The following is a 14,574-nucleotide window of genomic DNA, read 5'->3' as shown; positions in this document are numbered from 1 at the left end:
AGGGAGATCCGAATTGAGATCAACTGTTTTTTGAAGTTTTTATGAAAAAAATGACTGTTCGCGCAAAATACGAACGAAACGGGTAAAAATAGCACTAAAAAAGGCCCCGAAGGGCCTTTTAACGTTATTTTACTATGAGCTTCCAACCTACTTTTGCTTGTAGCTTGGACTCTAGTTGCAGCTCACTGGCCATTAATGGGTGATATTTTAACCAATCACCATCAAATGTCAGTGTAAGGGTGTTTTCATTAACACTGAGATCAATCGCTGGTAGTACATCATCTTGGCGACGCATTGATAAGATCACAGCGATCCGCACAACTCTTGTTAAGCATTCTGCGAGTACTTGATGACAGCCCAAGTGAGCAAAACTGTTTTTAACAAGATCAGCGCGATGCTCACTAGCAACAGCAGTAATCAGTTTATGCTCAGATTGCGAGAATCCTGGCATATCTGTGTTTTCTATAATGTAAGCCGTGTGCTTATGATAAAGCTTATACTCTATGAGTAAGCCTATCTCGTGCAATTTTGCTACTGTCCTTAGCAATGCAATTGCATTTTCATCGATCGATTGCCATTGCCCCATCACGCTTTTAGCCAACTGCTCCGCAAGTTGCGCAACACGACAAGCCTGTTTTTGATCTACATGATAGCGATTCATTAAACCATCAACTGTACGTTTGCGGATGTCGTGGTTATGAAGCTCTGGCACCATGCTATATAAAACACCTTCACGCAATGCACCGCGCGCAAGACCCATTTGTTTTATATCTAGCGATTGAAACAAGGCGATTAATATAGCGAGGCCAGAAACAAACACTAGGCGGCGCTCTTCACTCAAGCCAGCAAGCTCAAGATCAGCAATCGTTTCAAATTGCACTGATTGCTCTTTAATAGCGAGAAGTTTATCAAGCGTTAAAAGCTCATCTTGGTTTTGTGCAACCATGATTTCTTGGATCGCTTGCACTGTGCCTGACGCACCGCTCGCAATTTGCCATCCGGTTGCTTGGTATTCATCGACAATTTCTGCAACCACTTCACTTGCAGCTTTAATTGCAGCAGCAAAGTTTTCGTTACTGAGCTTTTGATCTTTGAAGTAGCGTTCTAGGAAGGTAACACAGCCCATGTGTAGACTTTTATAATGCAGTGCATCAAAACCCTGACCGATAACAACTTCGGTACTGGCTCCGCCAATATCGATAACCAGTTGTTTACCGCTACAAGCAGAGGTGTGCGCCACGCCTTTATAGATTGTCTTAGCTTCTAGTTCACCGCTGATAACATTGATTTTATGACCAAGGATCTGTTCAGCTTTATGCTTGAATACATCAGCATTAGTAGCAAGACGTAATGTTGCGGTCGCAACAATTGTGATGTTTTTCTTTGGTATGTCTTGTAGACGTTCAGCAAACAAGGCTAGGCATTCCCAACCTCGTTGCATGGCTTCAGTGCTAAGGACGTTGTTTTCATCAAGCCCTGCAGCAAGCCTTACTTTACGTTTTACTCGACCGATCGTTTGCAGACCGCCAGCAATCGATTTAGCGATCAGCATATGAAAGCTATTTGATCCTAAGTCGATTACTGCATACACATTTTTTTGCGGTTGAAGTTGCCCCACCGTTCAAAAACCTCTAGTTACTACTAAGTCTTCAATAACGGCCGTTTATCACGACCGCGATTTCTGGTAACTATTATTTGGTCGACGTCCGTTGTTATTACGATTACGTGGGCCTGTAGAATAGTTCCGCTTTTTCTGAATAGTAGGCTTAGTTAAATCATCAAGCAATGCACTTTTATCATAATGTGATAATGGAATGCTGTGTTCTATGTATTGCTCAATTTCGTGGAGATTATAGGCGTACTGTTCACAGGCAAAGCTAATAGCGTGTCCTGATGCACCTGCACGTCCGGTACGACCAATACGGTGTACATAGTCTTCACAATCATCTGGCAAATCAAAATTAAATACATGACTTACTTCTGGGATGTGCAAACCACGAGCTGCAACGTCTGTTGCTACTAAAAAGTCTAAATCGCCTTTGGTAAATTGAGCCAAAATTGATTGACGCTTTTTCTGGTTTACATCACCGGTTAATAATCCAACTCGGTGACCATCGGCTTTCATCCATGCATAAACATTCTCACAACTGTGTTTCGTATTTGCAAACACAATCGCTTTATCTGGCCATTCTTCTTCAATTAAAGTTAACAGTAACTTAATTTTGTCATCTTGCGATGGATGGAATAGCTCTTCTTGAATACGTTTACCTGTTTTTACATCAGGTTCAACTTGTACATGCTCTGGATTAGTCATATGTTCAAACGCTAATTCCTGCACACGATATGACAAGGTTGCAGAGAATAATAGGTTTAATCGCTCAGACGTTTCTGGCATACGTCTAAACATATAACGAATATCTTTTATAAAGCCTAAATCGAACATACGATCTGCTTCATCAAGCACTACAACCTCGATTTCATTGAGGGTATAACAGCCCTGCTTGTATAAATCGATAAGGCGTCCAGTAGTCCCAATTAAAATATCAACGCCTTTTTCTAGTTGTGCACGTTGTTTTTCGTAATCTTCGCCACCATATACTAATCCTAAGTTAAGATTACAGTGTGGCGCTAAAATTTTTGCATCTTTGTGTATCTGAATCGCCAGCTCCCTTGTTGGGGCCATGATCAGGGCTCTTGGATGTTTACTAGATGCTTTGCTAGATTGTAATAACCGATGGCACGTGGCGGTTAAAAACGCCAACGTTTTGCCCGTACCTGTTTGCGCTTGGCCCGCAATATCGCGGCCTTCACAAATAAAAGGTAGGCATTTTGCTTGAATGGGTGTGCAATATTCAAACCCATTTTCGGTTAAACCGGCAACCACTTCCGGTGCGATAGCAAAGTCTGAAAACTTTTTATCGGTCAAATGTGTCTTAGTCATAGCGTTTAAGCATAACGTTTAAACTTGCAATAAGAAACAAGAGTGTTTAAATACGCATTAAATATTTCGCCTAACTAATCGGAGATCGCAATGAGCGAGAAAATTATTCAATTAACTGACGATAGCTTTGAAGCTGACGTACTACAATCAGACAAACCTGTACTTGTTGATTTTTGGGCTGAATGGTGCGGACCTTGTAAAATGATCGCCCCTATTCTTGACGAAGTAGCTGGCGAGTTTGATGGCCGAGTTACCGTTGGTAAACTTAACATCGACCAGAATGCAGGCACACCACCAAAGTTCGGTATCCGTGGTATCCCTACATTACTTCTTTTCAAAGATGGCCAAGTTGCAGCAACTAAAGTTGGTGCTCTTTCTAAGACTCAATTAGTAGAGTTTTTAGAAAACAACATCTAATGAAAATATAAAAAAAGGGCTTTTTGCCCTTTTTTTAGCTTTATTTTGTTTAAAGACTGGACGCCTTGCTAGTGACCTGCTAGTTTATAAAGCCAACTAATCCTTAGTTATACCAACAAACCTCACTCATGTATCAAACGATGATTTTGAGTATGACAATTGTAATAAAGAACCCACCAATATGCATTTACGCGAATTAAAAGACAAGTCTATAAAAGAGCTTGTAAACTTAGCTGAGTCCATGGGGCTCGAAAACGTAGCCCGTTTAAGAAAACAAGACATCATTTTCGCCATCCTTAAAGCGCACGCTAAAAGCGGTGAAAACATCTATGGCGGCGGTGTACTAGAGATCTTACAAGATGGTTTTGGTTTCTTAAGATCATCAGAAGCATCTTACTTAGCCGGCCCAGATGATATTTATGTATCACCGAGTCAAATCCGTCGATTCAGCATGCGTACTGGTGACTCAATTTCAGGCCTTATTCGTCCACCTAAAGACGGCGAACGTTACTTCGCACTATTAAAAGTAAATGAAGTAAACTTCGACAAACCTGAAAACTCTCGCACAAAAATCCTATTTGAAAACCTTACCCCACTACACGCAAACGAACGTTTACGTATGGAGCGTGGTAACGGTAGCACTGAAGACATCACAGCACGTGTACTTGATTTAGCATCACCAATTGGTAAAGGTCAACGTGCGCTTATCGTTGCTCCGCCGAAAGCGGGTAAAACCATGCTACTGCAAAACATTGCGCAATCGATCAGCTACAACCAGCCTGATTGTGAACTGATGGTTCTTCTTATCGACGAACGTCCAGAGGAAGTTACAGAGATGCAGCGCCTTGTAAAAGGTGAAGTAGTTGCCTCAACGTTCGATGAACCGGCGAGTCGTCACGTTCAAGTTGCCGAGATGGTAATTGAAAAAGCAAAACGCCTTGTTGAGCATAAAAAAGACGTGGTTATCTTACTTGATTCAATCACACGTCTTGCTCGTGCCTACAATACGGTGATCCCTTCATCTGGTAAGGTATTAACCGGTGGTGTTGATGCAAACGCATTACACAAACCAAAGCGTTTCTTTGGTGCAGCTCGTAACGTAGAAGAAGGCGGTAGCTTAACAATTATCGCAACGGCTCTTATCGATACTGGTTCGAAGATGGACGAAGTTATCTACGAGGAGTTCAAAGGTACAGGTAACATGGAATTACACTTAAATCGTAAGATTGCCGAAAAGCGTGTATTCCCAGCGATTGACTTTAACCGCTCTGGTACGCGTCGCGAAGAGTTACTTACTAAACCTGATGAACTACAGAAGATGTGGATCTTACGTAAGATCGTTCATGAGATGTCAGAAATTGACGCAATGGAATTCTTAATTGATAAGCTTTCGATGAGCAAAACCAATGATGAATTCTTTGACTCAATGAAACGACAGTAACGATTACTAAGTTTTTAAAAAATGCCTGTTTAATACAGGCATTTTTTTTGCGTAAAACTAAGGACATAACACTTTAAAAGTTATACTTTTACAGAATAAGTTTATTGGTATTTGAAGAATAATTGTTCTATAAATGATTAGATATAAAGGTAAGGATCCTCTATGTCGCATTTAAAAATTGCAATTATTCTATTTGTAGTTAGCTTAATTGGCAGTATTACCAGCTTTATCATTTTCAACTCATCTATGAAAGAAATAGTCATTTTTGGCTTAGTTTCAGTCATTCCTTGGTCGCTATTAATCATTTATCTACATAAAGATAATGACAAACAAAAGGACTACCTTGAATATTTTGTATCTTGTATAACAACGAAAGATGGCATCGACTTCACTTTTCGGTTTAATGAAAGTGACAGCCAATTACCTGAGGTCTGTCACGCATTAAATGCAAGTCTAACCATGGTCGAGCATTTACTTAGTGAAGTTTCAGCTTCATCTGCGCGGCTTCTTCCTATGGCAGATGCTCTGCGAGACACCTATGCCTCAATGACTCAGAAAGCCACAATACAAAATGCACATGGAATTGATTTAGCCAATACAATAAATCGAACGATTGAAGTGTCAAGAAAGCTTGATCATAGCTTGAAAGAAATCTTTCAATCGGTTTTGGCTGCGACAGAATCAGTTCAACAAACTCGTTCTGATTCAGATAAAAGCCAAGCAAGCCTTATTAAACTTGCTGATAATATAAATCTCACAAGCGAACAAATTTTATTACTTAAACAAGACAGTGATGCCATAGGCTCAATTATTGATGTAATAAATGGCATCGCAGATCAAACCAACCTCTTGGCATTAAACGCGGCAATTGAAGCAGCCCGCGCTGGTGAGCAAGGTCGAGGCTTTGCAGTTGTCGCAGATGAAGTAAGAAACTTAGCTGCACGAACGAGTAAATCGACCCAAGAAGTGCGTGAAATGGTAGCTAAAATTCAACACAGCACCAAACTTGCAAATCAACTGATGCAAACAGCTCTCAAGGAAGCTGAAAATACAGTACAGTTATCTGATGCAACGACAAAAGAAACAAATAAAATAGAGCAGGCTATGTTAGCTATCAGCAACTACTCAGAGGGCGTTCATGAGCAAGTCGCAATACAAAGTACTATGTCTGACGAAGCCCAGGCTAGTATTGATGCAATGGTAGAATTAAACTCAGACGCACTTTCAAGTTCGCAAATTCAAGCTGTGTCCAGTAAGGATTTAGTTAGCTTAGCTCACGCTATAGATGACAAACTGTCTTTGTTTCATATTGCTCACCCAGATATCGATACTAATCAGCGTATAAATCGCGATCGTATCCAAACTAGCGACTCTTCTAAAAATCATCAAGATGGAGAGATTGAGTTATTTTGACTTACAGCAGCACAATGTAGCTGCTCAAGCAACTGAGCAACTAGGCTAGTTAAGCCTGATAATTTTTGCTGTTTTAGTGCAGACTCAAGCGCCATTGCACTCACTGCCACCTCATCTAACGCAAACATTTTTGCAGCACCACCAATGCGGTGCGCATCCTGCTGCAAATCGAAGTATTTATCAGCAGCAAAGTGTTGTTGTATTAAGGCGCTTTCGTGCTCGAAACTTGCAATAAAACTAGCGACTAAGTCGCTCATATCATGCTGAGACTTAATTGTAACGGCGTCCTTCTTACAATGCTTAGCAAGTTGCGTGTAAAACACCTTTTTATCAATTGGCTTAGCAAGATAACCTGTAAATCCCGCTTGAAGATAACCGTCGATTTCGTGACTAATAGCATTAGCCGTTAACGCATATACAGGCTGTGTAAACCCACATTCATGTAATAGTTTAAGCGCACTTAAACCATCAAGCACTGGCATCTGAATATCAAGCAACACGACATCGGGAAACTCCTTTAAACACTGCTCAACGGCTTGCTCACCATTTTCTACAGCAATCACCTCAAGTCCCATAGATTCTAAATAGCGAGAAATTAAACGGCGGTTATCTGGATGATCTTCAGCTAGCAGCACTTTGCCAGATAAGCCATTGGCAGCATGTTGTTCGAGTTTTGCAGGCTCAATGATGTCAGAGCTTGGTATATACTCTTTACAAGGTAAGTAAAATGAGAACACGCTACCTTGGTTCAGCTCACTTTCAACACTTATATAACCACCCATCATCATTGCAAGCTGTTGCGATAAACTTAATCCAAGTCCAGTACCACCGAAACGGCGACTAATACTATTGTCACCTTGGCTAAAGCAGTCAAATATTTGCTTCAGTTGCTCGGCATTCATGCCAATACCAGTGTCGGTGACATAAAACCACACACCTTGCTCAACACGCGAAACCTTTAACTCAACTTCGCCTTGGTTTGTAAACTTAATTGCATTTGCACACAGGTTAATAAGGATTTGTTTAATGCGGGTAAAGTCGAGCAAGCTATAATATTGCTCACCAAGTTCATTATGAAATGCAAAGTTCAACCCTTTATCTTTAGCCTGACCACTAAGCATAGAATGGACATCAGTAAGCAACCGAACTAAATCCCCCTCTTTTAGGCTAAGCTCTAGCTTGTTAGCTTCAATTTTACTGATATCTAGCACGTCATTTATTAGCTCTTTTAAATGATCACTTTGTTTTTGGATAACAGCAAGTTCATCATTTAAGTGCTCTGGTTTATAATAACCATTAATTAAATTATCTGTTTGCCCTAAAATTGCAGTTAGCGGCGTACGAATTTCATGACTAATATTTGCTAAAAATTGACTCTTTATTTCGTTAGCTCTGCGCAATTTTTCTGCTGTTTCTTCAAGTTCTTTTGTTCGTTTTGCCACCATTAAAGAAAGCTGCTCTTTAGCGCCTTTTTCAATACTACGACGGTATACAGTAATACCTGTTACCACCAGCATAACGAATAAGATGAATAGCATAATGCCCAACTGTCGTTGTTTGGACATTTCGAGATCTTGTACTTGTTGACGTTGCTTTAGTTCGATTATTTCTTGATTGAGCTGAGTTGCTTGTATCTGGCTTTGTAACTCTCCCATCGACTTTAATAATTTGGCATTTTGAACAGAGTTAAATGAACGAACAAACTTATCAAAATTCGCAACGGCTGTAGCAAAATCACCTTGACCTGCTTTAATTAAAGCCATCATTCCCATACCATCTTGAACACGTAAATCGTCTTTGTACTCCTTTGCCATCTGTACTGAAGTAGTTAAAGTGGATTCAGCTTTTGTTAATTTATTCTGTAACAATTCAATTTTTGCTTGTGACAACACGCCGGCCAACTCTAAGGCTTTGTTGTCAATTTTTTTTGCAAACTCAATCGCTTTTTCGGCATGGCTTAAGGCAAGCTCTAAATCACCCGTGCGCAAATAAACATTAGCAATGTTGCCATGGCGAGAAGACAAGAAATAGGCGTTATTTGTTTCTTGATAATAGCGCAAAGCACGCTGATAATAATGCAAAGAGAGTTGATACTGTCCAAGCTCAGAATAAGCTACCCCCATATTTCCATAGGATTGAGCGACACCATCCATATCACCTAAACTTTGGAATATATTTAATGTTTCTCTGTACATTTCAAGAGCAACTTCGTAACTTGAAAGTCGAATATATATTCCGGCAATGTTATGCAAAATATCAGCTTTATCTTGCTCACTACCATGTTGCTCATAAATATCTTTGGCCTGTTTGTAGTAATTTAAAGCTTGATTCAAATTAAACATATCAAAATAAGCGAGACCAATGTTGCTCATTAAATTGGCTTTAGCTAGTGGGTCAGGCATTTTTTCAGCAAAAGGTATCGCTTTTAAGTACGCTATTAGCGCCTGTTGCATCAAACCTTGATAATAGTAGGTCACTCCTTGCATTTTTATTGCACGAAAGAAACGCTCCGGATTGGTATCAAATGATGTAGATAACTCAACTTTTTGGTAATTTTCAATTGCTTTAGAAAATAAATCTTTCTCTAATGCTAAATCGGCTAATTGCATATAAACTTCAAGAGTTTGCTCATTACTCAGTGAACCTTGTGAAATTAACTGTAACCCTAGTTGATGCTTATCTTCCCATTGTTCTTGTTGTGTGAATTGCTCAAATAATGAATTTGCAGCCAAATTGAAGGGCATAACGAAAAAACAGCAAAAAAACGCTGAACAAAGTATGCTTAAACGTGTAGGTGCGAGCATATATTTAATATCCCTAATCTTATACTTGGCTTTTTATGCTAATTTTATAATGCTAAATATTTATCTCAGAGCAACTTTGTAGTTTCAATTGTTTAGCTGTGATAGCGTACATACATTTAGATTACACCAAAGTCAGGCCTGCGAACAATGGTTAACCCACTGATTGATGAGATTTTTTACCTCCTTTTGGAACAGCCTGTTTGGAAGGTTCATACGCTTGCCAGCGCACTTAGTGAATCTGGAAAAATAGAATCATTAGACGCAGACCCACAAAAAGATCTGTTTAAACGCAACTTTTTAGTTATGAATGGCTTGTATCAACTGCAAGCACAACTTGCGCCAGAGCAACAGCTAGAGATTGCCTCTTTACATATTGAACTTATTAGTAAGCAAACAAGTAACGCATTAGAAAGTCATGACCCGCTACGGGGTTATTATTTAGATTGGCAAAACTTTGATACAACAAGCGATGAAATTGATGCGTTGTTAACTGATTTTTGGCAGCGCTTTTCTTCATTTAGCACAAAGAAGGGGATTCACTCATTACCTCAGCAGCAGCTATTACAATTACAACAAGCGTGGCAGCTACCTACTGATTTTTCGGAAAAACAGTTACAAAAGCGTTGGCGACAACTGGCGCTAAAACACCACCCAGACCGCCAAGGCTGTGCAATTGAGTTTAAGAAAATACAACTCGAATATGAGCAGCTTAAAGCTAGCTGCTCATAATTAACCAGATTACCGACTCAAACGTCGCGCACGGATCTTGCGCTTTTTAATATTACCTTCGGTCAATTTGCGTAATGCAGGTTTTGCAGCTGCTCGCTCAACAGCAATAAAGGCCACATTATCAAGTACGTTAATTTTACCTACCTGATGACCGGCAATTCCCTCTTTACCAGTTAATGCACCTAAAATATCACCGGCACGAATTTTTTGCTTCTTGCCGGCATCAATCATAATGGTAGCCATGGTTGGCTTATAAGCAGGCTTTTCGAGCAAGCTAAATGGCGGAATTGGTTCAGGGTCAAAGTCGCGCTCATAGTGGTCGCCAATTTGTGCCACTTTAAATTGCTCTGCTTCACCATAAATAGAACATGCAATACCCTTTTTACCTGCTCGACCAGTACGACCAACACGGTGTACATGGGTTTGAGGGTCATGCGCGAGGTGGTAGTTCACTACCATGTCCATATCGTTGATATCTAAGCCACGCGCAGCAACATCCGTTGCAACCAGAATACAGGCACTTTTATTAGCAAAGCGAATTAAAGTGCGCTCACGTTCACGTTGATCTAAATCACCGTGTAAGGCAACCGCACTAAACCCTTCAGCATAAAGGTCATCACAAATCTGTTGAGTTTCAACCTTGGTGTTACAAAAAACCACACAGCTTTCTGGTTGGAACTTTAATAACAACAGCTTCAATGTATTAAAGCGCTGTTTGTTGTTATCTAGCTTATAAAAGTATTGCTTGATTGTGCTTTTTGTTTGCTCTTCTTCTACCTTAATCATTTCAGGGTTGCTAAGCACTCGCTCAGCTATCGCAGCAATTGATTTTGGATAAGTCGCACTAAACAATAATGTTTGGCGTTGATTTGGAATACTCTCAACAATAGCATCAAGGGTATCTTGGAAACCCATATCTAGCATTTGATCAGCTTCATCTAACACCAAGGTTTCAACATCATTTAAGCGCAATGTGCCTTTGCGAATATGGTCATCAACACGACCTGGCGTGCCAACAATGATATGCGCACCATGCTCTAATGAGCCAATTTGTGGACCAATAGACACACCGCCACATAAGGTTAAAACTTTAATGTTATGAATACCACGGGCTAGCTTACGAACTTCTTCCGCTACCTGCTCTGCTAATTCTCGGGTTGGACATAAAATGAGAGACTGAATACGAAAGCGTTTCACATTTAACTTAGCCAGCACACCTAGACTAAATGCAGCCGTTTTACCCGACCCGGTTTTAGCTTGGGCAATAATATCTTTGCCTTGCAAGATCACTGGCAAGCTTTGCGCTTGCACAGGCGTCATTTGCGTATAACCTAAAGTTGATAAGTTATCGGTTAACTCTTGCGGCAAAGTCAAAGATGAAAAAGCAGTAGCGGTCACAGTAATATTCCAAACTTGATAATTGAGGGACATCCTCGAAGATGCTGTGGATCATAGCAGAGAATGTGCTGTTTCTCTAAACGAAAACATTGTTCAGCATATTTAATTCATATTTGCTTACAGTTTGGTGCTTTCTAACTCTCTGCATTTGTTCTAGTTTATTGATAGCAATATTCAGGAATAAACGATGCTTCTATTTAATACCGCACCCGCTGATGTTTTTTATAAAAAACAAAAAACGTGTCCACATTGCCATAGTGAACATTATTCTTTAAGCAATCACAGTAAAGTTTTGCGCTTTACTATTTTGCCCATCATGCCACTTTCTATTAATTATCAAAGACAATGTGATGACTGTGGCTATGTTACTCCTGCACCTTGGTATTCATTGCCCGCCTTAGAGTTAGCGTCGTTTATAAAGTACTTTATTGGCCTATTCATCATCGTTTACCTATTAGCAAAAGCATTAATCGGGGCGAATGAACAAACTGAGAACGAGCAAACTTACCTAAACGAGCCAAAGTTGTTTGATACCTATTTTGTCTATTCAGATAAGTTTACTGGCAAACCAAAACGTATTAATAACCTAAAAGTAGCTCAGCTCGTTGAATTGGATGACAAGAGCATGACTTTTAGAGTTGCTAACTACACTTACAAGTACAATAAAGACATCGAGATTGCGATGCGAACCAGCATGCTAGTTCAAGATGATTACTTTTCTAGTAAAACCCTGACTTTCAGTAAATCACAAATACAGCAGCTTTATGATGAAGGCAGCATATATAAGATTATGCGACCTGAGCTTTATAGTTTATTTGGTGGTTTTGTTATGCACCCGCCTAGACCTAAGCCTTTATATACGGGCGTTAAGCTCGATAAACATAATCAGGAAGGGATCACTTACTTCAAAGATGGCTTATACGAAGAAGCGTTGAAAAGTTTTACCCTGTCTGCGGAAGATGGTTATTCATGGGGGCAATTAAACTTGGGTCAGATGTATCGTGATGGCCAAGGGACAAATGTGAATAACGAAAAAGCAGCTTACTGGCTCAACAAAGCCACCTTACAAGGGAATCCTAAAGCAAAGGTTGAGCTCGCAGAGCTATGCTTGAGTTACGATTGTAGTAAGTTGAATACTCAATAATCTGTTACCCATAAATATCACACAGAAGAAACCAGCCTAATAATATGACTCTCGCTATTTACTTTAACTTTGTTATGTTATAACATTTTTGTATGGCACAGTATTTATATTACTTTGTTGGTTTTATAAATGCTTATTAGCAATAACAGAGTCACTCTCCCTGCTCTGTTTTAAATTGCAACTAGGCTTCATTGCTTAATGAACGAATCATCTTTTGAGTTTGTACAACTTAAAGGAAGACCTTGCACACTAGCACGCTTACGTTCCCGTGCTAAATCCTTGCCGGCGAGCTTGCTCGCCGGCACTTTTCATTAAAGCTTTAAATGATCATCTAAAAAAGCCAATACTTTTTTATAGTAAAGAGTGCGGTGCTCTTCTTTATAAAAACCGTGACCTTCATCATCTAGAATAGTGATTTCATATGGGTGCTTAGCTTTTTTCAAAGCGGCTTCTAATGATTCTGCTTGCTCAATTGGCGCACGTTCGTCTTCACCACCATGCACAATAAGAACAGGTGCTTTTAGCTTATCGACATTATAAGCTGGCGAGAATGCTTTTAACTCAGCCTCATCAGTACCAATCACTGTTTTTAGATAATTAACACCATAACTACTTGCTTGCGTGTCACCTTCTTCATACATAAGAGGCAAGTCGTAAACCCCCATCAGGCCTATTGCACACTTGAACATATCTGGCTCGATAATCGCGCTTTGTAGTGCAGAGTAACCACCGAAGCTGGCTCCCATAATGCAAATATTATCCTTATCAACTGTGCCGTCATTAATCAATAATTTCACACCATCAATAATGTCGTGCTGAACGTTTTGTCCCCACTGACGATAACCGGCTTCTTGGAAGTTCACACCAAACCCTTCCGAGCCACGAAAGTTAACCTTAAGTACTGCCATACCTTTATTGGCTAACATTTGCACTTCTGGATCATAGCCCCAGTAATCACGTGCAATTGGACCACCATGCGGCATAACAACCAAGGGTAAGTTTTTCTCAGCTTTACCGTTTGGTATAGTTAAATAAGCTAAAATTGTTAAACCATCACGGCTTTTGAAGCGTAGCGGCGTAGTTTGTGCCATATCATCTTGACTTATCCAGCTTCTAGTAGAAAATAATAAACGTAACTTATTGGTATTCGCGTCATATAAATAATATTGCCCAGGGTTTATATCACTCGATGCGAAAATAATATTCCTTGTATCATCTTCTGTACTACTGACTAACTGTACTTGACTGCCGGGTAGTGCACCTAATAAATCTTTAAGGCGCTGTGATTTAGGTGAATCGCTATCAACAAACGCATAACTTGGGTAGTCAGCCTCGGTTTCTATAGCAAATAGTTCCTTAGAGATTTCATCAACCCAAATATGTGACGGTGAAACATGCTTATCCTGGAAGATTTTCGTCACTTCTTTCGTTTTTAGGTTAATCTTAATTAGACTTTCTGCTTCCCCATCCTTTGATGCAGTGGCATATACAGACTCACCTGATTTATCAAATGCCTTTAATGTAATATCGGTGTAATTAATACCTTTTGTATCAAGCTCTTTCCAAAAACCGCCTTCAGGCTCTCGAACATGAATTGTCGCGTTTAGATAATCGTCACTTGATACGGCGATACGAACATTACCATCATGATCTGTTAAAAAACGCCCCATAGGTGCAGGTGAGCGCGTAATTAAAGTGCGAAGACCGCGGTAAACATCGACTTCATAAACAACGGTTGTTGGCTCATTGGTTGCTGTCCATGGGTAAGTGACAACCAAAACTTTTTTATCATCATGAAGTAAGGGATCTAAAAGATATGACGTTCCTCGAACTGGTGTTTGCTTCTTTAACCGAGTACCAGTTTGCTGTTCACCATGATAACCAATTACATATGCGCCACGGCTACCATCAACATTCACAGCAAATAGCTCACCATAATAAATAGGCGTATCTTGCCAGCCCTTTAAATACTCTTTTTCAAGAATAACACGCTCATTGTTAACCCAATGGTATTCGCCAACCTGTGCATTACCCGGAAAAGCAACCGCATGGGTTACGGCAAACTTGGTTGTATCAACAATGATGAGTGAATTTTTACCTTCGTGTTTTTTTATAGCTGCGACGTAGTTGCCATCAGGAGAGATAGTTACACGACTAAAGTCATTACCTTTACTGAAATCTTCTACTGATAATTTTGCAGATTTAGCGAAGCTGGTAAATGACAGCGTAAATAACGCTAGCCCCAGCACAAAAGTGAGGTATCGAGACATGATTAACTCCATTTAAC

The 14,574-nt window shown here is 39.9% G+C and carries 10 protein-coding genes; 5 read left to right on the top strand and 5 right to left on the bottom strand.

Annotated elements, in window-relative coordinates; genetic code table 11:
* Positions 1-124 precede the first annotated feature (124 nt).
* Positions 125-1,618, bottom strand: a complete 1,494-nt coding sequence (gene gppA / locus BIZ38_RS18710; protein WP_054554681.1) for a guanosine-5'-triphosphate,3'-diphosphate diphosphatase — start codon at positions 1,616-1,618, stop codon at positions 125-127.
* Between the two features lie 48 nt (positions 1,619-1,666).
* Positions 1,667-2,941, bottom strand: a complete 1,275-nt coding sequence (rhlB, locus tag BIZ38_RS18705; RefSeq protein WP_054554680.1) for an ATP-dependent RNA helicase RhlB — start codon at positions 2,939-2,941, stop codon at positions 1,667-1,669.
* Positions 2,942-3,031: 90 nt separating this feature from the next.
* On the opposite strand from rhlB, the gene trxA reads away from it, so the two are divergent.
* The 3 genes from trxA (at position 3,032) to BIZ38_RS18690 (ending at position 6,212) form a co-directional block, all read left to right on the top strand.
* A complete protein-coding gene (trxA, locus tag BIZ38_RS18700; protein WP_054554679.1) occupies positions 3,032-3,358 on the top strand; it encodes a thioredoxin TrxA in 327 nt (108 codons plus the stop codon).
* Positions 3,359-3,539: 181 nt separating this feature from the next.
* On the top strand, positions 3,540-4,799 hold the full coding sequence (gene rho / locus BIZ38_RS18695; RefSeq protein WP_054554678.1) for a transcription termination factor Rho: 1,260 nt from the start codon (positions 3,540-3,542) through the stop codon (positions 4,797-4,799).
* Positions 4,800-4,961: 162 nt separating this feature from the next.
* Positions 4,962-6,212, top strand: a complete 1,251-nt coding sequence (locus tag BIZ38_RS18690) for a methyl-accepting chemotaxis protein (protein ID WP_187490997.1) — start codon at positions 4,962-4,964, stop codon at positions 6,210-6,212.
* Here BIZ38_RS18690 and BIZ38_RS18685 read toward each other — a convergent pair.
* On the bottom strand, positions 6,185-8,944 hold the full coding sequence (locus BIZ38_RS18685; protein WP_249364110.1) for a tetratricopeptide repeat protein: 2,760 nt from the start codon (positions 8,942-8,944) through the stop codon (positions 6,185-6,187). The two genes, BIZ38_RS18690 and BIZ38_RS18685, sit on opposite strands and share 28 nt — an antisense overlap.
* 219 nt (positions 8,945-9,163) lie before the next feature.
* On the opposite strand from BIZ38_RS18685, the gene BIZ38_RS18680 reads away from it, so the two are divergent.
* Positions 9,164-9,745 carry a DNA-J related domain-containing protein gene (locus BIZ38_RS18680; RefSeq protein WP_138618725.1) on the top strand — a complete coding sequence of 194 codons (582 nt, stop codon included), beginning with the start codon at positions 9,164-9,166 and terminating at the stop codon, positions 9,743-9,745.
* Between the two features lie 9 nt (positions 9,746-9,754).
* Here BIZ38_RS18680 and dbpA read toward each other — a convergent pair whose 3' ends face one another.
* The gene (gene dbpA, locus BIZ38_RS18675; protein WP_138618727.1) at positions 9,755-11,143 is read right to left on the bottom strand and encodes an ATP-dependent RNA helicase DbpA; all 1,389 of its coding nucleotides are present in this window, start codon (positions 11,141-11,143) and stop codon (positions 9,755-9,757) included.
* A 187-nt stretch (positions 11,144-11,330) separates the two neighbouring features.
* Here dbpA and BIZ38_RS18670 point away from each other — a divergent pair, with 187 nt between their 5' ends.
* Positions 11,331-12,287: a tetratricopeptide repeat protein gene (locus BIZ38_RS18670; RefSeq protein WP_138618729.1), complete on the top strand. Its 957-nt coding sequence runs from the start codon at positions 11,331-11,333 to the stop codon at positions 12,285-12,287.
* 311 nt (positions 12,288-12,598) lie between these two features.
* Here the strand turns inward: BIZ38_RS18670 and BIZ38_RS18665 are convergent, their stop codons facing one another.
* Complete coding sequence (locus tag BIZ38_RS18665; protein WP_166341459.1) at positions 12,599-14,557, bottom strand: alpha/beta hydrolase family protein; 1,959 nt, start codon at positions 14,555-14,557, stop codon at positions 12,599-12,601.
* Positions 14,558-14,574: the final 17 nt, after the last annotated feature.

The organism is Pseudoalteromonas sp. BZK2 (assembly GCF_014349195.1).
GTDB classification, from domain to species: domain Bacteria; phylum Pseudomonadota; class Gammaproteobacteria; order Enterobacterales; family Alteromonadaceae; genus Pseudoalteromonas; species Pseudoalteromonas simplex.
The sequence above is the reverse complement of the archived record's forward strand: the minus strand, read 5'-3'. Positions and strand labels throughout refer to the sequence as shown.

Bases quoted from the DNA above. Each gene is read 5' to 3' on its own strand.
- rhlB (WP_054554680.1), bottom strand. From the start codon at position 2,941: ATGACTAAGACACATTTGACCGATAAAAAGTTTTCAGACTTTGCTATC.
- trxA (WP_054554679.1), top strand. From the start codon at position 3,032: ATGAGCGAGAAAATTATTCAATTAACTGACGATAGCTTTGAAGCTGAC.
- rho (WP_054554678.1), top strand. From the start codon at position 3,540: ATGCATTTACGCGAATTAAAAGACAAGTCTATAAAAGAGCTTGTAAAC.
- BIZ38_RS18690 (WP_187490997.1), top strand. From the start codon at position 4,962: ATGTCGCATTTAAAAATTGCAATTATTCTATTTGTAGTTAGCTTAATT.
- BIZ38_RS18680 (WP_138618725.1), top strand. From the start codon at position 9,164: ATGGTTAACCCACTGATTGATGAGATTTTTTACCTCCTTTTGGAACAG.
- BIZ38_RS18670 (WP_138618729.1), top strand. From the start codon at position 11,331: ATGCTTCTATTTAATACCGCACCCGCTGATGTTTTTTATAAAAAACAA.
- BIZ38_RS18665 (WP_166341459.1), bottom strand. From the start codon at position 14,557: ATGTCTCGATACCTCACTTTTGTGCTGGGGCTAGCGTTATTTACGCTG.